The organism is Streptomyces sp. NPDC057565, assembly GCF_042801455.1.
Taxonomy (GTDB): domain Bacteria; phylum Actinomycetota; class Actinomycetes; order Streptomycetales; family Streptomycetaceae; genus Streptomyces; species Streptomyces yanii.
Genome location: NZ_JBHVFU010000002.1, coordinates 182,404 through 202,279 on the forward strand (window position 1 = coordinate 182,404; position 19,876 = coordinate 202,279).

Below are 19,876 nucleotides of genomic sequence, written 5' to 3' on the forward strand. Positions count from 1 at the left end.
GGGTCCGCGGGAGGCGATGTCATGGACGGAACACGCGGCAGAGCCGCCCGTTTCCGCTCCCCCTTGGCGCTCCTGGCACTGCCCGCGCTCGCCGTCGCCTGGATCGGGTGGTCCGCCATCGGCTTCCTGACGAGCGACAATTCCCTCGACAGCGCCTCGAAGGTCCCCTGCGACGAGGCGGTGGAATTCACCGGGGTCCCGTTGCCGGCCGGAGCGCGAGACCGGCGGTGCGGGACGCGCGTCCGGCTGGACACGGAGTACGACGTCCGCTTCCGGATCACCCGTAAGGAGTTGGACGCCTGGCCGGAATCGGAGTTCCCCGGCACCGAGCTCGACCCGGAGTTCTGCGCCGACAAGGTCGACACCTGCGCGCACATCGAGTTCGGCGACCGGAGGCCGAGCCAGGCGGTCGCGGCCGATGTGTCGGTCGTGTACGAGGGCGGCGGCACCGCCCTCGTACACTTCGAGCCTTTCGACGTCTGAGAACCACCCGGTCCGTTACCGCGCGGGCCCCACGATCAGACCGCTCCCCTCGCCGTCCCCGAACGTGTCCACCCGCACGGTGTCCCCGTCCCTGACCTCACCTGCGAGGATCTCCTTCGCGAGCCGGTCACCGATCGCGGTCTGGATGAGGCGACGCAGCGGCCGTGCCCCGTACGCCGGGTCGTTGCCCTCCTTCGCCAGCCAGGCCAGGGCGGCCGGGGTGACGTCGAGGGTGAGCCGCCGGTCGGCCAGCCGCTTCGCGAGCCGGTCGATCTGGAGCCCGGCGATGTGCGCGAGCTCGTCGCCGGAGAGGGCGGAGAAGACCACCAGGTCGTCGAGCCGGTTGAGGAACTCCGGCTTGAAGGACGCGCGCACGACCTCCAGGACCCGCTCCTTCTTCTCCTCCGGCTTGGTCAGCGGGTCGACCAGGAACTGGCTGCCCAGGTTCGACGTCAGGATCAGGATGGTGTTGCGGAAGTCCACCGTCCGCCCCTGGCCGTCGGTGAGCCGGCCGTCGTCGAGGACCTGCAGCAGGATGTCGAAGACCTCGGGGTGGGCCTTCTCCACCTCGTCCAGCAGGACGACGCTGTACGGGCGGCGGCGGACCGCCTCCGTGAGCTGGCCGCCCTCCTCGTAACCGACATAGCCGGGCGGCGCGCCGACGAGCCGGGCGACGCTGTGCTTCTCGCTGTACTCGCTCATGTCGATGCGGACCATGGCCCGCTCGTCGTCGAACAGGAAGTCCGCGAGGGCCTTCGCCAGTTCGGTCTTGCCGACACCCGTCGGGCCGAGGAAGAGGAACGATCCGGTGGGCCGGTCCGGGTCGGCGATACCGGCCCTGGTCCGGCGTACCGCGTCCGACACCGCCTGCACGGCCTCGGTCTGGCCGATCAGCCGCCTGCCCAGCTCCTCCTCCATGCGCAGGAGCTTCTGGGTCTCGCCCTCCAACAGGCGTCCGGCCGGGATACCGGTCCAGGCGCCGACGACATCGGCGATGTCGTCCGGGCCCACCTCGTCCTTGACCATCGTGTCCTTGGCGGCCTCCTGCTCCGCCTCGTCGGCCTCCGCGAGCTCCCGCTCCAGGCCCGGGATCTCCCCGTACAGCAGCTTGGAGGCGGTGTCGAAGTCGCCGTCGCGCTGGGCACGCTCGGCCTGTCCGCGCAGGTCGTCGAGGCGCTCCTTCAGCTCACCGACGCGGTTGAGGCTCTGCTTCTCCTTCTCCCAGCGGGCGGTGAGGCCGCGCAGTTCCTCCTCCTTGTCGGCGAGGTCGCGGCGGAGCTTCTCCAGACGCTGGACGGAAGCGGCATCGGTCTCGTTCTTCAGCGCCAGCTCCTCCATCCGCAGGCGGTCGACGGCGCGCTGCAGTTCGTCGATCTCGACGGGCGAGGAGTCGATCTCCATACGCAGCCGGGACGCCGCCTCGTCGACCAGGTCGATGGCCTTGTCGGGAAGGAAGCGGGAGGTGATGTAGCGGTCGGACAGGCTCGCGGCGGCGACCAGCGCCGAGTCCGCGATCTGCACCTTGTGGTGCGCCTCGTAACGGCCCTTGAGGCCGCGGAGGATCGCGATGGTGTCCTCCACGGTCGGCTCGGCGACCAGGACCTGCTGGAAGCGGCGCTCCAGGGCGGGGTCCTTCTCGATCCGCTCGCGGTACTCGTCGAGCGTCGTCGCACCCACCATCCGCAGCTCGCCGCGGGCCAGCATCGGCTTGAGCATGTTGCCCGCGTCCATGGCGGAGTCCCCGCCGGCGCCCGCGCCCACGACGGTGTGGAGCTCGTCGATGAACGTGATGATCTGGCCGTCGCTCTCCTTGATCTCGGAGAGGACGGTCTTCAGGCGCTCCTCGAACTCCCCGCGGTACTTGGCGCCCGCGACCATGGCTCCCAGGTCCAGCGAGACGAGCCGCTTGTTCCGCAGGCTCTCCGGCACATCGCCCTTGACGATGCGCTGGGCGAGCCCCTCGACGACGGCGGTCTTGCCGACGCCGGGCTCGCCGATGAGCACGGGGTTGTTCTTCGTACGCCGCGACAGGACCTGCACGACGCGCCGGATCTCCTGGTCACGTCCGATGACGGGGTCGAGCTTGCCCTCGCGCGCGGCGGCCGTGAAGTCGGTGCCGAACTTCTCCAGGGCCTTGTACTGGCCCTCCGGGTCGGGTGTGGTCACCCGGCGCCCTCCCCTGCTCTTCTCGAATGCGTCCAGCAGCTTCTTCGCGCCGGCGCCCTGCCCGGTGAGGATCTCACCGGCGCGGCCGCCCTCGGCCGCGACACCGATCAGCAGATGCTCGGTGGAGAGGTAGTCGTCGCCGAGCTCCTTCGCGCGCTGGGCGGCGTCGGAGATGACGGCGAGCAGCTCACGGTTGGGCTGCGGCGGAGCGACGGTCGACCCGGTGACGCTGGGCAGCGACGCGAGCAGTCGCTCGGTCTCGCTGCGCACGGCGGCCTGGTCGGCCTCGACGGCGGCCAGCAGGTCGATGATGTTCTCGTTGTCCTCGCCCTGGAGCAGGGCGAGCAGCAGATGCCCGGGGGTCAGATCGGGGTGTCCGTCCTTCACGGCCCTGCTGGTGGCCGCGTTGATGGCATCCCGGCTCTTGTTGGTCAGCTCGGCGTCCACGTGCGCTCTCTCCTCCTTGCGGTGACTGGCCTGTCCATAACTCTGACCAGATCAACGTCCACAAAGTTGAGTCTATTCCACTCAAGGTGCATCTGTCGGGTCGGTCCCACGCCAGTTCACCCAGGGCCGGAACCCGGAGAGGGAACAGCGCTCCCGGTCGAGTGAACCGGCCGGACGGCTCCTCCGCCACCGCACCGCATCGGGGCACGGGCCTGCGGATGCCTACCCTTTCCCCATGGCCGTAGACGTACGCAACCCCAGCCCCGAGTACCTCGCCTTCTGGCGCGAGTACCACGTGTGCACCCTGACCACCCACCGCCCCGACGGGAGCCCGCACGTGGTGCCGGTCGGCGTGACGTACGACCCCGAGGCCGGGCTCGCCCGCATCATCACCAACAAGAGCAGCAGAAAGGTCGCCAACGTCCTGGCCGCCGGTCCGGACGGGGCACGGGTGGCGGTCTGCCAGGTGGACCGGGGGCGCTGGGCGACGCTGGAGGGCCGCGCGACGGTCCGTACGGAGCAGGACGTGGTCGACGACGCGGTACTCCGCTACGCGGAACGCTACGGGCGCACGCCGGCACCCAACCCGAACCGGGTCGTCATCGAGATCGTCCTCGAACGAGCGCTGGGCCGCGGCGCACCGGTCCGCACGGCCTGACGGCCTGGGCCGTGAGCCCCGGCAGCTCTCCACCGTCCGCCCCGGGACAGCACAGCAGCGCCATCGTGTTCAGGTCACGATGGCGCCGCTGTGTGGGGGAGTGTCCGAGCGACATGGAACGACGGGGGATCGCTCAGGCACTGCGGGGGGTGGCGGAGATGGTTTCTGGTTCGATCAGCTGGTGGTCACGCTGATCAAGATTGACGAAGATCATTCCGTACCGGATCGCACACCGGACAGGCTGCGGCGCCCCGCGGGGGCGACGGAGGCACCGGTAGGCGCGGACCTCGTCGTCGTCCTCGAGGACGACGACGACAGGCTCTCCGAGCAGGGTGACCATCAACGAATCGCCATGGCGGGGGAGTGCCGTGAGCAGATCGATGAAGTGCCACCCTGAGCGGTAGGCCGAGGCCATCTCCCGCCGGAAGACCCGGTCGTCCGGCGGGATGGTCACGCCTCCGCCAGATCCGCAGGAATGCTGTCCCAAGCCAGGTCGGGCGGCGCTACGGCCTGAGCCTGCACGCCAGCCGTCTTGTTGGGCGCACTGTCCCAAGCCAGGTCGAGGGTACCGAGCACCCCCGCCGCCAGCGCGGCGGAGACGGCCGCAGCAAGCACCGAGCGAAGCATCTTCTTACCCATATTCGGCTTCGTCCTCACTTCCAAGGTTTCCTCTCCCCCGCAGAACAAGACGATTGCTCATCCAGGCACGTCAATGCCACAGAAGCGGTGCATCATGTTCCTGCTGATTCATATTCCTGGGGGGTGGAGAATTGACCACAAAAAACACAAAAGCGACACATCCCCACTCCATCAGCAGTCTGTGCGAGGAGGGAGCGCGGCTGTACGCGAGCGCACTGAGCGTGGGCAAGATAGCCCGCACCGAAGTGGAGCCGGCTCCCTGCTTGCTGGAATTCGCCCTGCTTCACCCCGACCCCGATGACGCCACGTGGCTCCGGCCGGTGCCGCCGGCCGCCGCGCTCACCCAGCGGCTCCACCCGCTCGAGCGTGAGATCCAGGACCGAAGACGGCTGTCGGTCGAACTGACCGAGACCTTCGAGCCATTCATGGCCATCAGCGCTCAGATCCCGCCGACGACGCACGCGATCACCGTCCTCGAAGGTATCGAGCGCATCAACGCTTCCATCGAACTCGCCCTGGCCGAGTGCCGGTCGGAGGTGCTCACCATCCAGCCGGGCGGCGGACGCAGCGAGGACGCCCTCAACATCGCTGTGGAGCGCGGCAACATGCTCACCGAGCGCGGCGTCGGCATGCGTTCCCTCTATCAGCACACCGTCCGGCACAGCCATGGAACGCTCACCTACGCGGCACGCATGGCGTCGGACAAGGTGGAGATCCGTACGCTCGAAGAACTCATCGAACGATTGATGATCTTCGACCACACCGTCGCGTTCATCCCGGCCACGGACGACCGGCAGGTGGCACTGGAGCTGAGGCACCCCGGGCTGGTGGAGTATCTCGTCAAGGTCTTCGAGCAGTTCTGGCGACGCGCGGTCCCGCTGCAGGAACAGGTCCCGTACGACCCGACACCCGAGGGCATCTCCGGCGTACGGCACTCGATCGCGAAGCTGCTGGTCGAAGGACATGTCGACGAGGCCATAGCACGCCGCCTCGGCATGAACGTACGCACCTGCCGCGCGCACATCGCCAAGCTCAGTTCCGCACTCGGCAGCGGCAGTCGAGCCCAACTCGGATATCTCATAGCGCAGTCAGGAATTCTGGACCAGGACCAGTGACCACGGCGTGCTCCGTTCATCCGGGCCGAAGTGGGGTGGTCGTGGCCGCGATACGAGGGTGAGCGGCCACGACCCCGTCGCCGGCCGCGGTGACGTCGTGCGCGGCGCCGGCTCTCTCGCTCCGGCAGTTCTCGGGGAAATGACCCGTGCGCACGGCGGAGGCCCGCCACCCATTCCCGGGTGACGGGCCTCTGCCGTCGTCCACGCGCCGTAACCGGACTATTCCTTGGGCTTCTTGGGCCGCCAGACCACCAACGCGCTGGTCTGCTGCACATCCGTGTACGGCACCAGATCGCGCCGGTACGACGCATGTACCTGCGCCTCGCGCTGCTGCATCGCCGCCGCAGCGGCATCCACCGCCGCGGAGAGTTCGGCGACGCGCTGCTGGAGCGCGGCCACCTGGTTCTCCAGTTCGATGATGCGCTTGATGCCCGCCAGGTTGATGCCCTCGTCCTGCGACAGTTGCTGCACCGTGCGCAGCAGCTCGATGTCGCGGGCCGAGTAACGCCTGCCTCGGCCGGCCGTGCGGTCCGGGGAGACCAGGCCGAGGCGGTCGTACTGGCGCAGTGTCTGCGGATGCAGGCCCGAGAGCTGGGCCGCGATCGAGATCACGTACACCGGGGAGTCATCGGTCAGTTCGTACGGATTACGTCGTCGGCCGTCCACCTCAAGCTCCCTTCGCCGCCTGGAACAGCTCCGCCCGCGGGTCCTCCCCCGCGGTCGCCTTCCGGTAGGCCTCCAGCGCGTCCTGGGCGTCGGGGGTGAGGTCCGTGGGGACCGCCACCTCGACGGTGACCAGGAGGTCGCCCCGGGTGCCGTCCTTGCGTACGGCACCCTTGCCGCGGGCGCGCATCGTGCGCCCGTTGGGGGTGCCGGCCGGAAGTTTCAGGGTGACGGGCGGTCCGCCGAGCGTCGGGACCTTCACCTCGCCGCCGAGCGCCGCCTCCGTGAAGGTGACGGGCACGGTGACCGTGAGGTTGTCGCCCTTGCGGCCGAAGACCGGGTGGGCGTCGACATGCACGACGACGTACAGGTCGCCGGCCGGTCCGCCGCGCTCGCCCGGTGCGCCCTTGCCGCGCAGCCGGATCCGCTGGCTGTCGGAGACACCCGCCGGGATCCTGACCTGCATGGTGCGCGACGAACGTGCCCGCCCGCTGCCCTTGCACACATCGCACGGGTCCTGGGCGATGAGGCCCCGGCCCTTGCAGTCCACGCAGGGATCGGTGAGCGAGAATCCGCCGCCGCTGCCGCGCGACACCTGTCCGGTGCCGACACAGGTCGGGCAGACCCTCGGGGTGCCGTTCTTGTCGCCGGTGCCCGAACACGCCTTGCAGGGCGCCTGGCTGGACATCCGCAGCGGAACCGTGGCCCCGTCGACCGCCTCGGTGAAGCTGAGCGTCACCTCGGACTCGATGTCCTGCCCGCGGCGCGGCTGCACGCGTGTCCCCGTACCGCCGCCCCGGTTGAACAGCCCGCCGAAGACATCGCCCAGACCGCCGCCGCCGAAGCCGCCGGGGCCGCCGGGACCTCCGCCCTGCGTGCCTCCGAAGAGGTCGCCCAGGTCGAAATTGAAGTTGCCTCCCGCGCCTCCGGGACCGGCCCGGAAGCCGCCGTTGCCGAAGAGGGCGCGTGCCTCGTCGTACTCCTTGCGCTTCTTGGCGTCGCCGAGGATGTCATTGGCCTCGGAGATCTCCTTGAAGCGCTCCTCCGCCTTGTTGTCGCCCTTGTTCGCGTCCGGGTGGAACTCGCGGGCGAGCTTCCGGTACGACTTCTTGATCTCGGCTTCGGTGGCGTCCTTGGGGACGCCGAGGACCTTGTAGTAGTCCTTCTCGACGAAGTCCTTCGTGCTCATCGACGTCCCTCCTTCCGGACGATCGGCCGGGCGACCGGCCCGCAGGCCGGTCGCCGGACCGGGCGGTGGTCCCCGCGGTGGTCGGACGAAATGTCAGACCTCCTCGGTGCCACCGCTCTCCTCGTCGTCTATTTTCTCCTCTTTGGCCGCCGCGGGGCTCGCGCCCGGCTGCGGCTCGGCCACTGCCACCCGCGCGGGGCGGATGGTGCGCTCGCCGATGCGATACCCCGGCTGCAGGATCGCCACGCAGGTCGTCTCGGTGACGTCCGGCGCGTACGAGTGCATCAGGGCTTCGTGGATCGTCGGGTCGAAGGGCTCGCCCTCCTTGCCGAACTGCTGCAGGCCCAGCTTGGCGACGACCGTCTCCAGCGATTCGGCCACCGACTTGAACCCGCCCACGAGCTCGCCGTGTTCCCTGGCGCGGCCGACGTCGTCGAGCACGGGCAGGAGCTCGCTCAGGAGACCCGCAACGGCGATCTCCTTGACCGTGACCCGGTCCCGCTCCACACGGCGGCGGTAGTTCTGGTACTCGGCCTGGAGCCGCTGGAGGTCGCCGGTGCGCTCGGTGAGCGCGCTGCGTGCCTGGTCCAGCTGTGCCGTCAGACCGGCGGTCTGGTTCACGTCCCCGGCCGGGGCCGCCCCCTCCTCCGTGGAGGGGGAGGCAGCCTTCGGGTCGGCGTCGTCAGGGGTGGCGCCGGAGGGAACGTCGGGCTTCTCCTCGAAGCCCGGAGTCTCCTCGGTCACGCCGCACCGCCCTTGGCGTCCTTCTCGTCGTCCACGATCTCGGCGTCGACGACGTCGTCATCGGCCCTGGCCTGCTCGGCGCCCGGCTGGCCGTCTGCCTGCGGGCCACCCTCGGCCTGGGCGTTGGCGTACATCGCCTGGCCCAGCTTCTGGGAGACGGCCGCGACCTTCTCGGTGGCAGTGCGGATCTCGGCGGTGTCCTCGCCCTTGAGCTTCTCCTTCAGCTCGGTGAGCGCGGTCTCCACCTCCGTCTTCACGTCGCCGGGAACCTTGTCCTCGTTGTCCTTGAGGAACTTCTCCGTCTGGTAGACGAGCTGCTCGCCCTGGTTGCGGGACTCGGCGGCCTCGCGGCGGCGGTGGTCCTCCTCCGCGTACTGCTCGGCCTCCTCGCGCATCCGGTTGACCTCGTCCTTCGGCAGCGAGGAGCCGCCGGTGACGGTCATCTTCTGCTCCTTGCCGGTGCCGAGGTCCTTGGCGGCGACGTGCATGATGCCGTTGGCGTCGATGTCGAACGCGACCTCGATCTGCGGGACACCACGCGGGGCCGGCGGCAGACCGGTCAGCTCGAACATGCCGAGCTTCTTGTTGTACGCCGCGATCTCGCGCTCGCCCTGGTAGACCTGGATCTGGACGGACGGCTGGTTGTCCTCGGCCGTCGTGAAGATCTCGGACCGCTTGGTCGGGATCGTCGTGTTGCGCTCGATGAGCTTCGTCATGATGCCGCCCTTGGTCTCGATACCGAGAGACAGGGGGGTGACATCGAGCAGCAGGACGTCCTTGACCTCGCCCTTGAGGACACCGGCCTGGAGCGAGGCGCCGATGGCGACGACCTCGTCCGGGTTCACGCCCTTGTTGGCCTCCTGGCCACCGGTGAGCTCCTTGACGAGCTCGGCGACGGCCGGCATACGGGTCGAGCCACCGACGAGAACGACGTGGTCGATCTCGGAGAGCTGGATGCCCGCGTCCTTGATGACGTTGTGGAACGGGTTCTTGCAGCGGTCCAGGAGGTCCGCGGTGAGCTGCTGGAACTGGGCGCGCGTGAGCTTCTCGTCCAGGTGCAGCGGGCCCTCGGCGGACGCCGTGATGTACGGCAGGTTGATCGTGGTCTCCGTCGAGGAGGACAGCTCGATCTTCGCCTTCTCCGCGGCTTCGCGGAGACGCTGGAGAGCCATCTTGTCCTTGGACAGGTCCACACCGTGACCGTTGGCGAACTGCTTCACCAGGTAGTCGACGACGCGCTGGTCCCAGTCGTCACCACCGAGGTGGTTGTCACCGTTGGTGGCCTTCACCTCGACGACGCCGTCGCCGATCTCCAGGAGGGACACGTCGAAGGTGCCGCCACCGAGGTCGAAGACGAGGATCGTCTGGTCGTCCTTGTCGAGCCCGTACGCCAGCGCGGCGGCGGTCGGCTCGTTGACGATACGCAGGACGTTCAGGCCCGCGATCTCGCCGGCCTCCTTCGTCGCCTGACGCTCGGAGTCGTTGAAGTACGCGGGAACGGTGATCACCGCGTCGGTGACCTTCTCGCCCAGGTACGCCTCGGCGTCGCGCTTCAGCTTCTGCAGGATGAAGGCGCTCATCTGCTGCGGGTTGAAGCTCTTGCCGTCGAGGTCGATCTTCCAGTCGGTGCCCATGTGGCGCTTGACCGACCGGATGGTCCTGTCGACGTTGGTCACCGCCTGGCGCTTGGCGACCTCGCCCACCAGAACCTCGCCGTTCTTCGCAAAGGCGACGACGGACGGCGTGGTCCTGGCGCCTTCGGCGTTGGTGATGACGGTGGGCTCGCCGCCTTCGAGAACGCTGACGACGGAGTTAGTCGTGCCCAGGTCGATGCCGACCGCACGTGCCATTTCAATTCCTCCAACTGACTACTTGAGTGGATCTGACTCAAGGATGCATGACAGCCGCCCCAGAGTCAACAGAGCTGAGTCGAGTCGACTCAACTATCGTGCACGCACCCCGCGCCACCTGCGCACCAACGGACGACACCCGACCGCCCGGCGGGCCACACACCCGGTCCATCATCGTCGCGTGGGATCGTTCTGTCACAAAAATGGCGAGAGCCGCATAAAACTGGCACTCGACCCGTCCGAACCAGGCAGGTGTGAACGATGCGGATGCGCATTCGGATGCGGATGCAGACACACGCGTGGACCAGACCGAGGTCGCACATGACAGCCAAGCGCGCACTGGATCTCGCCCTCGGCTCGGCCCTGCTGGCCCTGGCCGCCCCCCTGCTCGCCGCCGGAGCTCTCACCCTCGCCGCGCAGCGCCCCCCGGGCTGCGCACTGACCCGCTCCACCCGGATCGGACTGGCCGGCCATCCCTTCGTGCTGCGTTCCCTGGACACCCGCCGGCTATGCCTGGACGTACTGTCCCGGTTGCCCCACGTCCTGCGGGGAGATCTCTCGCTCGTCGGACCGGAGCCGCTCACCCCAGACCACGAGCGGGCGGGCACCCCGAACGAGGCCGGTGCGCGACACTGGCGGCAGGAACTGAGACCCGGCCTCACCGGCCTGGCCCAGGTCCGCTCCCGCTCCGGAATGCCGTGGGACGAACCCGCCCTGCTCGACCAGCACTACGCCGAGCAGCACTGGCTGGGACTCGACCTGGCCATCCTCGCGGAAGCCGTACACGCCCCACTCCGCGCCACCCTCCGCGGGCTCATCCACCGCGGGAAGGCACCCCTGAGCGACACAGATCACCGGCTGCGCGGCTACAGCGCGGCGGAATAAGTGGATAGTGTCAGCACAGACTGATTAAGTTACTGCTTAGTAAGTGCTGGATCCCACCCTCGCAGGCCCGAGGAGCCCCCAAATGCAACTCGCCGCGATCATCGTGTCGCTGGTGCTGACTGTGGTCGGCGTTGCGCTCATCGCCCGAGCCGTCGCGCAGATCTACCGGTTCGTCAAGCTCGGACAGCCGGTCCCGGCAGGCAGCCGCACCGACAACCCGAAACAGCGCACGATCACCCTGGTCAAGGAGTTCCTCGGCCACACCCGGATGAACCGGTGGGGGATCGTCGGCTTCGCGCACTGGTTCGTCGCCATCGGCTTCCTGACACTGCCGCCGACGCTGCTCCAGGCATACGGGCAGCTCTTCAAGGCCGACTGGGTCCTGCCGATCATCGGCAACTGGCCGCCGTTCGAGATGTACACCGAGTTCATCGGTCTGATGACGACGGTCGGCATCCTCGTGCTGATCGCCATCCGGCTGCTGAACCTCCCCTCCCGGGCCGGCCGCAAGTCGCGCTTCGCCGGCTCCAAGGCGTGGCAGGCGTACTTCGTCGAGTACGTCATCCTCACCATCGGTCTGGCGATCCTGACCCTGCGCGGCCTCGAGGGCGCGATCCACCACGTGGAGGGCTACGAGGCCTCGTACTTCATCTCGTACCCCCTGGTCCTCGCCTTCAAGGGCCTCGCGCTCGGCACGCTGCAGAACCTCATCTACTTCACCGCGATGGTCAAGATCGGCGTCTCGCTGATCTGGATGATCACGGTCTCGCTGAACACCAACATGGGTGTCGCCTGGCACCGCTTCCTCGGCTTCCCGAACATCTGGTTCAAGCGGAACGCCGACGGCGCGGTCGCGCTCGGCGCGCTGCAGCCGATGACGTCCGGCGGCAAGGAGATCGACTTCGAGGACCCGGGCGAGGACGACGTCTTCGGTGTCTCCCAGGTCGAGCAGTTCTCCTGGAAGGGCATCCTCGACTTCTCCACGTGCACCGAGTGCGGTCGCTGCCAGTCGCAGTGCCCGGCCTGGAACACGGGCAAGCCGCTCTCCCCGAAGCTCCTCATCATGTCGCTGCGCGACCACGCGCACGCCAAGGCCCCGTACCTGCTCGCCGGTGGCGGCAAGGACATGGAGGGCAACGAGAAGGCGACCGCGGAGCAGCTGAAGGACGTACCGGCGGCCGCTCTCGCGGAGGCCGAGCGCCCGCTGATCGGCACCGTCGAGGAGAACGGCGTCATCGACCCGGACGTGCTCTGGTCCTGCACCACCTGCGGTGCGTGCGTGGAGCAGTGCCCGGTCGACATCGAGCACATCGACCACATCGTCGACATGCGCCGCTACCAGGTGATGATCGAGTCCGCGTTCCCGTCCGAGGCGGGCACGATGCTCAAGAACCTGGAGAAGAAGGGAAACCCCTGGGGGCTCGCCAAGAAGCAGCGCGTCGAGTGGACGAAGGAGGTCGACTTCGAGGTCCCGATCGTCGGCAAGGACGTCGAGGACCTGTCGGAGATCGACTACCTCTACTGGGTCGGCTGTGCGGGCGCTCTCGAGGACCGTGCCAAGAAGACCACCAAGGCCTTCGCCGAGCTGCTCCACATCGCGGGCGTCAAGTTCGCGATCATGGGCGGCGACGAGAAGTGCACCGGTGACTCAGCCCGCCGCCTCGGCAACGAGCCGCTGTTCCAGCAGCTCGGCCAGGAGAACGTCGCGATGCTGAACATGGCGTTCGGCGAGGACGACGAGGACGAGGCGACGAAGAAGCCGAAGTCTTCGAAGAAGATCGTCGCGACCTGCCCGCACTGCTTCAACACCATCGCGAACGAGTACCCGCAGCTCGGCGGCGAGTACGAGGTCATCCACCACACGCAGCTGCTCCAGCACCTCATCGACGAGGGCAAGCTGATCCCGGTGACACCGGTCGAGGGCCTGATCACGTACCACGACCCCTGCTACCTGGGCCGTCACAACAAGATCTACACACCCCCGCGCGAGATCATCGCGAAGGTGCCGGGTCTGCGGAACGAGGAGATGCACCGCCACAAGGAGCGCGGCTTCTGCTGCGGCGCCGGTGGTGCCCGGATGTGGATGGAGGAGCGGATCGGCAAGCGCATCAACAACGAGCGCGTCGAGGAAGCCCTCTCCCTCAACCCGGACATCGTCTCCACCGCCTGCCCGTTCTGCCTCGTCATGCTGACCGACTCGGTCAACGGCAAGAAGAACGACGGCCAGGCCAAGGAGTCGATCCAGGTGGTCGACGTCTCGCAGCTGCTGCTGGACTCGGTGAAGACCCCGGCGGACCCGGCGGGCGAGCCGGAGACGGCGGACGCTCCGGAGCCCGAGCCGGTGAAGTAGCCGGTATCAGCGGTACAGAAGCGGTCGGACCTGCCTCGGGGGCAGGACCGGCCGCTTCTGCTGTTGGGCGGACGCGAGGAACCATGCGCCGCGGCCGCGAACCACTGAGTCGCACGCGACGGATGGTGCGCCCCGTGCGCAGAGGCAGTGCGACGGCGCGGACCGCGGCGGCAGTGGTCGGCGCGTCCACGCTCCTGCTGACGGCGGCGGCCTGCACAGGCTCTCCGCGGGCGTCCCCTCCCCCTCGTCCTCCCCGGCCGAGACGGCGCCCCCGACGCCCTCGCCGACGAGCACGGCTCGCACGCGACGACCCGGGCCTGTTTCCCGTACAACAGGCCCGGGTTTCGCGCCCACCGGCCTGCCCCCCAGGGTCCCCCTAGGGGATGTCACAGCTCGGCCGCAAAGGAGGCCGGGTTCCCCCGCTCTCCCACCGCACACACGCGGACCAGGTACGTTCGATTACGTGGCTGGATTCAGGATCGGACGCGGCCGGGACAACCGCACCCCTCAACAAGGGCACCAACAACCGCAGCAGCAGCCGTACGGCACGCAGGCACCACCGCCGCCGTACGGACAGCAGCCATGGCCCCCGGCGGGAGGCAGCGGCGTCCCGCACGGAGCCCGGCACCCCGGCGGGCACCGGGGCTACAGCGGCGCACACGGCGAACCCGAATACTTCGGCGACCCGTACCACCAGCCGCACCAGGGCGACCCGTACGCCAACAACCCGGGTCACACCCAGGCGTTCAGCATCAACGAGGACCCGTACGGCGACGGCAACACCTACCGCGCCGGCCAGGCCCCCGCCCAGCCCGCCGGCCCCCGCCTGCACTGGAAGCAGCTGCTGAGCGGCATCGTGCTGCGCCCCGGGCCGACGTTCTGGCAGATGCGCGACTACCCCGTCTGGGGCCCGGCGCTCATCGTCACGTTCCTCTACGGGCTGCTGGCGCTCTTCGGCTTCGACCAGGCCCGCGACGACGCCATCCACGCAACGATCTCCACCGCCGTCCCGTACGTCCTGCTGACGGGCCTCGGCTTCGTCATCGGCGGTCTGGTCCTCGGCGCGGTCACCCACACCCTCGCCCGCCAGCTCGGCGGCGACGGCGCCTGGCAGCCGACCGTGGGCCTCTCCATGCTGATCATGTCGATCACGGACGCCCCACGGCTGATCTTCGCGCTCTTCCTCGGCGGCGAGAACTCCCTGGTCCAGGTCCTCGGCTGGATAACCTGGCTGGCGTCGGCCGCACTGTTCACGTCCATGGTGAGCAAGTCGCACGACCTGCCGTGGCCCAAGGCACTGGGCGCGTCCGCGATCCAGCTCATCGCACTGCTGTCGATCATCAAGCTGGGCACGATCTGACGACCGCGTCCCACGACCATGAAGAAACCCCCGGCACAGAACACCGGGGGTTCTTTGCTGTCACGGACGGGACCGGACCTGACTCAGGCGTCGAGAACCTGCCCGCTGCGCCGCACACAGGCTTGTGGAACACAAGCAGCAAAGGCCAAGGGCAACACGGCAGATCTGACCGCCTGCCCTGCGTCGACGCAAGCGACCCCCGGCACCGACCGGGGCGGCGATCGCGTCGTGGGCCTGGCTTCGGGTGCCGCCCTGGTGCCGTGACCGGCAATGTTTGACCCGACGGGGCAAAGCTTGCCGGGAGGGGCACTAGCTGCCCTTGGCCTGCGTTCGTGGGAGAGCGACCGCCGCGGCCAGCCCGCCGAGGCCGATGACGGCCAGGGTGATCATGGCGGCTGCGTAGGCTCCGTGGGTGAGGCCGGAGACGAGGATGGTGCCGGCGACCGCGGTGCCCAGGGACGATCCGAGGTTCGACACGCTGCGGGACAGGCCGGAGATCTCGCCCTGCTGCTCCTCGGGGAAGCTCGACTGCACGACGTTCACCGAGGGCGTCAGCATCACGCCGAGGCCCAGTCCGATGAACAGGAGCCCGGGGGCGAGGGCCCACGGGTTCGTCGAGCCGCCGGCCAGCGCGACCAGGACGACGATGCCGGCGAGGGTGGTGACGAAGCCCGCGATGACGAGCGTCCGCTGGGGACGGCGCTCGGCGAGGCGTTCGGCGGCGAGCGACGACACGAGCAGACCGAGCGTCGCGGCCGTGAAGATGACGCCGGTCTCGATGGCGTCGTAGCCGCGGACGACCTGCAGGTAGGCGGCGACGGTGAACGACGAGCCCATCAGCAGCAGCCACTGGATGTTCTGGGTGATGAGCCCGAGGTTGGAGGTCCGGCTGCGGAACAGCGCCGTGGACAGCAGGGGTTCCTCCCCCGCCCGCTCCTTGGCCCGAATCGAGCGGAAGAACCCGTACAGGACGAGGAGGCCCAGGGCGAGCAGGCCGATCATGAGCCAGATGTTGTCGTCGGCCGCGAGGATGCCCATCACCACGAGGACGAGGCCGACGGCCGAGAGCACCGCTCCACGGGTGTCGAAGGGCCGGGCGGGGTCGGGCGGCAGGGGGTCCTCGATATGCCGGCTGAGCACGACGATCACGAGGACGACCAGGGCCTGGAACACGAAGGCCGCGCGCCAGCCGATCCCCGAGGTGATGAGTCCGCCGATCAGCGGCCCGGCGGCCGCACCGATGCCGCCCAGCGCCATGATGACGCCGAAGGCGCGGGCACGTGACGTCAGATCCGTGAACAGGAGCGTCGTGAGGATGTAGACGGGCGGGATGAGCAGGGCCGTGCCGATGCCCTCCAGGATCGAGTTGCCGAGGATCAGCACGCCCAGGCCGGGGGCGGCCGCGCTCAGCAGGGCGCCGACGCCGTAGACCGCGAGTCCCACGAGGAGGCAGCGCTTGCGGCCGTAGCGGTCGGTGAGCTTGCCGCCGGGGATCATCAGCGCGGCCATGACCAGCAGGAAGATCGTGATGGCGGTCTGCACGCCGTGGACGGTGGTGCCCAGGTCCTCGCTGATGTCGTTGATCATCACGTTCATGTTGGAGCCGGCGAAGCTGCAGATGAACTGCGCGAGCGCGAGCGGGGCGAGGACCCGTCGCTGCGCCTTCGACGCCTGGGGTGAGGTTCGTGCTCCGGACACCGTTGTCGCCTCCGCACGTCCGCCCGGGGGGCGTCACGCCCTGCCCGGGCCGCCGCCGGTCCCGGCCCCGGGTTCGGGCCGGGACTCGGCGCGGTCGAGCTGCTCGTCGAGAGCCATGGCCGCCGCGATCAGAGCGAGGTGGGTGAACGCCTGCGGGAAGTTGCCCAGTTGCTCGCCCGAGGGACCGATCTCCTCGGCGAAGAGCCCGACGTGGTTGGCGTACGTGAGCATCTTGTCGAAGGCGTACCGGGCCTGTTGCAGCCGACCGGAACGGGCGAGGGCCTCCACGTACAGGAAGCTGCACAGGTTGAACGTGCCCTCGAAGCCGCGCAGTCCGTCGGGGGACGCCGTCGGGTCGTACCGGTAGACCAGGCTGTCGCTGACCAGCTCGCGGTCCATGGCGTCGAGGGTGCTGAGCCAGGCGGGATCCCGCGGGTCGAGGAAGCCGACCCGCGGCATGAGCAACAGGGAGGCGTCGAGGACGTCGCTTTCGTAGTGCTGCACGAACGCCTGCCGCTCCTCGCTCCAGCCGCGCTCGATGATCTGCTCGAAGGCCGCGTCGCGGACCTTCGCCCAGCGGTCGACGTCGGCGGGGCGGGAGAAGGTGGTGGCCAGGCGGATGCCGCGGTCGAAGGCGACCCAGGTCATCAGCCGGCTGTAGGTGAAGTCCTTCTGGCCGCCGCGGGTCTCCCAGATTCCCTCGTCGGGCCGGTCCCAGTGGTCGGCGAGCCAGTCCAGGACGTCCCTGATCGCCTTCCAACCGCGGACCGCCCCCATGTCGTGCCCCTGTGCCAAGGCATCGGCGGCCTCGCCGTAGATGTCGAGCTGCACCTGGTCCGCCGCGGCGTTGCCGGCCCGCACCGGCGCCGAACCCATGTACCCCGCAAGATGGTCGAGGACCTGCTCGGTGAGGTGGGGGTCGCCGTCGACCCGGTACATGATCTGCAGCGGGTTCCCCGTCCCGGTCCCGCCGGCCTCGATGCGGTCGCGCAGCCAGCGGCGGAAGGCGTGGGCCTCCGCCTCGAAACCCAGGTCGATCAGGGCGCGCACGGACAGGGACGCGTCGCGGACCCAGGTGTAGCGGTAGTCCCAGTTGCGTTCGCCGCCGATCTGCTCGGGCAGTCCCATGGTCGCGGCGGCGATCGGTGCGCCGGTCGGGGCGTAGGTGAGCAGTTTGAGGGTGATCGCCGAGCGGTTCACCATGTCGCGCCACCGGCCGCGGTAGGTCGAGGAGCGCAGCCAGGAGAGCCAGAAGGCCCGGCAGGACTTCAGCTCCCGGGTGACGTCGTCCAGGGACGGCGGGCCGGCGGCGGGCTCGCCGCTCGGGACGCTCGTCAGCACCACGGCAGCCATCTGTCCCATGCCGAGCGTGAATCGGGCCGTGACGTCGTCACCGTCAGCGGTGAGGACGACGGGCGCGGTGGCCTGGACGTGGAGGTCCGTCCCGGGACCGTGGAGGACCGCCGACCGGTCATCGGACCGGGACAGGGTGTGCGGGGCTCGGCCGTAGTCGAAGCGCGGGCGGCAGCTGAACGTGAACGGCAGGCTGCCCCGGACGACGCGGGCGACCCGGACGATGCGGTGCCGGTCGACGGGCCCGGCGCCCTCGACCGGCGTCATGAAGTCGACGACCTCGCCGACACCGCTGGGTGCCAGGAACCGGTTGACCAGGACGGCCGTGTCCGAGAGGTAGAGCTGCCGCGTCGTCGCGCCGCTCTGTTCGGTGAGGTCGGCGGCGAATCGGCAGTGGCCGCCGCGTTCGGGGTCGAGGATCGACGCGAAGACGCTGGGCGAGTCGAAGCGGGGCGTGCACCACCAATCGATCGTGCCCTCCGACGTCACCAGCGCGGCAGTCTGAAGGTCACCGACCATGCCATGATCAGCGATTGCCGGATAACTGACCACACGTCCTCCTCCGGCCGAACCCGAGCGCCCAGACGTACCGATCACGGCCGTCAGGACCACAGCGGAAGCACAGCGCGGCGCCGTGTGCCTTCCTGTCCACGAACCCGGACCGGGGGCCAACGTCGGCAAGACGGTGCGCGCCTGGCGGCGCGTACCCGTTTCACAGTGTGCGCCACGTCGTAATTCAGCGCATGCCGAACCAGCACGCCGACGCCGGCCGCGGCGGCTGACCGAGGCTGCGGATTCCGGCAGGTGCAGAGGTCACAGACACAGCCCCGAAGCGGCGGGCTGAACGCAGCGTCATACCCATGTCTCACTCCCGATCCGGTTGAACCGCCCGGAGGAAGCGGGGTGCTCGACCTGCCGTCCAGGCAGGATGAACCGGAAGTGGAAGGCACGCGCACATAGGTCGACCGACCCTGTCGGCGGCTCCGGCACGGCAATGTCGGCACCTACCGTGCCCTCAGGGCTACAGCGCTTCCTTGTTCCCCTTGATCGGCTCGCCCGACTTACTTACCGGAGGCAGGACTGACCACGGGAAATTGATCCAGCGATCGGTCTTCTTCCACACGTACTCACACTTCACGAGCGAGTGCGGCTTCTCGTAGATGACCGCGCTGCGCACCTCGGCAACGTGCCCGATACAGAAATCGCGCACCAGCTTCAGCGTCTTCCCGGTGTCCGCCACGTCATCGGCGATCAGGACCTTCTTGTCCGAGAAATCAATGACGTTGGGAACGGGCGCCAGCATCACCGGCATTTCCAAAGTGGTGCCCACGCCGGTATAGAACTCGACATTCACCAGATGAATGTTCTTGCAGTCCAGTGCGTACGCCAGCCCGCCGGCGACAAAGACCCCGCCCCGCGCGATGCTCAGCACCACATCCGGCTCGTAGCCGTCGTCGGCCACGGCCTGCGCCAGCTCACGCACGGCATGACCGAATCCGTCGTACGTCAGATTCTCTCGTACGTCAGTCATGGTCCGGCATCACACCTGGGTCCGGTGGAAATTCATGAACGAACGCGAAGCCGTCGGCCCGCGCTGCCCCTGGTAGCGCGACCCGTACCGCTCGGAGCCGTACGGGAACTCCGACGGCGAACTCAGCCGGAACATGCACAGCTGGCCGATCTTCATGCCCGGCCACAGCTTTATCGGCAGCGTCGCAAGATTCGACAGCTCCAGCGTCACATGCCCGGAGAACCCGGGATCGATGAACCCGGCCGTCGAATGCGTCACGAGCCCGAGCCGCCCGAGCGAACTCTTGCCCTCCAGCCGCGACGCAAGATCGTCGGGCAGCGAAATGACCTCGTACGTCGAGGCAAGCACGAACTCGCCGGGGTGGAGGATGAACGCCTCATCCCCGTCCGGCTCGACCGTGCGCGTCAGATCCGCCTGCTCGACGGCTGGGTCAATATGCGGATAACGGTGGTTCTCGAACACCCGGAAGTAGCGGTCGAGCCGCACGTCGATGCTCGATGGCTGCACCATCGACGGGTCGTACGGATCAATGCGGACCCGCCCGGCGTCGATCTCGGCCCGGATGTCCTTATCTGAGAGAAGCACGCCCCGAGGATACGCAGAACGCGCGGGCCCGCCCCAACCGGACCGCCCCGCGCGTTCTGCGACGACCGTCCGCCGCCGCTCCTGCCCCCTGCTTCTACCGCCGCTCGAACTCCACCGGAACGGCCTGCCGCAACCGGGCACATCGCGGACAGCGGATAAG

The 19,876-nt window shown here is 68.7% G+C and carries 17 protein-coding genes; 6 read left to right on the top strand and 11 right to left on the bottom strand.

Annotated elements, in window-relative coordinates; all coding sequences use genetic code 11:
* Positions 1-21: 21 nt before the first annotated feature.
* Complete coding sequence (locus ACFU8W_RS04860) at positions 22-483, top strand: hypothetical protein (RefSeq protein ID WP_384032315.1); 462 nt, start codon at positions 22-24, stop codon at positions 481-483.
* Between the two features lie 15 nt (positions 484-498).
* Here ACFU8W_RS04860 and clpB read toward each other — a convergent pair whose 3' ends face one another.
* Positions 499-3,096 (bottom strand): ATP-dependent chaperone ClpB, encoded by a 2,598-nt coding sequence (clpB, locus tag ACFU8W_RS04865; protein ID WP_384032317.1) that lies wholly within the window; start codon positions 3,094-3,096, stop codon positions 499-501.
* 235 nt (positions 3,097-3,331) lie between these two features.
* Between clpB and ACFU8W_RS04870 the strand changes: the two genes are divergently transcribed.
* On the top strand, positions 3,332-3,754 hold the full coding sequence (locus tag ACFU8W_RS04870; RefSeq protein WP_384032319.1) for a pyridoxamine 5'-phosphate oxidase family protein: 423 nt from the start codon (positions 3,332-3,334) through the stop codon (positions 3,752-3,754).
* Positions 3,755-3,887: 133 nt separating this feature from the next.
* Here the strand turns inward: ACFU8W_RS04870 and ACFU8W_RS04875 are convergent, their stop codons facing one another.
* Positions 3,888-4,208, bottom strand: coding sequence for a (2Fe-2S)-binding protein (locus ACFU8W_RS04875; protein WP_266984108.1), 321 nt, complete (start codon positions 4,206-4,208; stop codon positions 3,888-3,890).
* Positions 4,205-4,393, bottom strand: coding sequence for a hypothetical protein (locus ACFU8W_RS04880; RefSeq protein ID WP_384032322.1), 189 nt, complete (start codon positions 4,391-4,393; stop codon positions 4,205-4,207). The genes ACFU8W_RS04875 and ACFU8W_RS04880 overlap by 4 nt, the downstream gene beginning before the upstream one ends.
* 170 nt (positions 4,394-4,563) lie before the next feature.
* On the opposite strand from ACFU8W_RS04880, the gene ACFU8W_RS04885 reads away from it, so the two are divergent.
* Entirely contained in the window at positions 4,564-5,508 is a 945-nt protein-coding gene (locus ACFU8W_RS04885) for a helix-turn-helix transcriptional regulator (protein ID WP_345518396.1), read from the top strand.
* Positions 5,509-5,727: 219 nt separating this feature from the next.
* Here the strand turns inward: ACFU8W_RS04885 and ACFU8W_RS04890 are convergent, their stop codons facing one another.
* The 4 genes from ACFU8W_RS04890 to dnaK all read right to left on the bottom strand — a co-directional run bounded on the left by ACFU8W_RS04890 (position 5,728) and on the right by dnaK (position 9,954).
* The gene (locus tag ACFU8W_RS04890; RefSeq protein ID WP_384032324.1) at positions 5,728-6,174 is read right to left on the bottom strand and encodes a heat shock protein transcriptional repressor HspR; all 447 of its coding nucleotides are present in this window, start codon (positions 6,172-6,174) and stop codon (positions 5,728-5,730) included.
* 1 nt (position 6,175) lies between these two features.
* A complete protein-coding gene (gene dnaJ / locus ACFU8W_RS04895; protein WP_384032326.1) occupies positions 6,176-7,360 on the bottom strand; it encodes a molecular chaperone DnaJ in 1,185 nt (394 codons plus the stop codon).
* A gap of 93 nt (positions 7,361-7,453) precedes the next feature.
* The gene (gene grpE / locus ACFU8W_RS04900) at positions 7,454-8,104 is read right to left on the bottom strand and encodes a nucleotide exchange factor GrpE (protein ID WP_345517358.1); all 651 of its coding nucleotides are present in this window, start codon (positions 8,102-8,104) and stop codon (positions 7,454-7,456) included.
* Positions 8,101-9,954: a molecular chaperone DnaK gene (gene dnaK, locus ACFU8W_RS04905; protein WP_266984092.1), complete on the bottom strand. Its 1,854-nt coding sequence runs from the start codon at positions 9,952-9,954 to the stop codon at positions 8,101-8,103. The genes grpE and dnaK overlap by 4 nt, the downstream gene beginning before the upstream one ends.
* 321 nt (positions 9,955-10,275) lie before the next feature.
* Here dnaK and ACFU8W_RS04910 point away from each other — a divergent pair, with 321 nt between their 5' ends.
* The 3 genes from ACFU8W_RS04910 to ACFU8W_RS04920 all read left to right on the top strand — a co-directional run bounded on the left by ACFU8W_RS04910 (position 10,276) and on the right by ACFU8W_RS04920 (position 14,549).
* Entirely contained in the window at positions 10,276-10,839 is a 564-nt protein-coding gene (locus ACFU8W_RS04910; RefSeq protein WP_384032329.1) for a sugar transferase, read from the top strand.
* Between the two features lie 82 nt (positions 10,840-10,921).
* Positions 10,922-13,189 (top strand): (Fe-S)-binding protein, encoded by a 2,268-nt coding sequence (locus ACFU8W_RS04915; RefSeq protein ID WP_384032331.1) that lies wholly within the window; start codon positions 10,922-10,924, stop codon positions 13,187-13,189.
* A gap of 463 nt (positions 13,190-13,652) precedes the next feature.
* Positions 13,653-14,549, top strand: a complete 897-nt coding sequence (locus ACFU8W_RS04920; RefSeq protein WP_384032333.1) for a Yip1 family protein — start codon at positions 13,653-13,655, stop codon at positions 14,547-14,549.
* 309 nt (positions 14,550-14,858) lie between these two features.
* Here the strand turns inward: ACFU8W_RS04920 and ACFU8W_RS04925 are convergent, their stop codons facing one another.
* The 4 genes from ACFU8W_RS04925 to dcd all read right to left on the bottom strand — a co-directional run bounded on the left by ACFU8W_RS04925 (position 14,859) and on the right by dcd (position 19,716).
* Positions 14,859-16,247, bottom strand: coding sequence for an MFS transporter (locus tag ACFU8W_RS04925; protein ID WP_384032335.1), 1,389 nt, complete (start codon positions 16,245-16,247; stop codon positions 14,859-14,861).
* A 33-nt stretch (positions 16,248-16,280) separates the two neighbouring features.
* Positions 16,281-18,119, bottom strand: coding sequence for a glycoside hydrolase family 15 protein (locus ACFU8W_RS04930; protein ID WP_384032337.1), 1,839 nt, complete (start codon positions 18,117-18,119; stop codon positions 16,281-16,283).
* Positions 18,120-18,621: 502 nt separating this feature from the next.
* Complete coding sequence (locus tag ACFU8W_RS04935) at positions 18,622-19,131, bottom strand: phosphoribosyltransferase (RefSeq protein WP_345517353.1); 510 nt, start codon at positions 19,129-19,131, stop codon at positions 18,622-18,624.
* Positions 19,132-19,140: 9 nt separating this feature from the next.
* Positions 19,141-19,716 (bottom strand): dCTP deaminase, encoded by a 576-nt coding sequence (dcd, locus tag ACFU8W_RS04940; RefSeq protein ID WP_037695496.1) that lies wholly within the window; start codon positions 19,714-19,716, stop codon positions 19,141-19,143.
* Between the last annotated feature and the right edge of the window lie 160 nt (positions 19,717-19,876).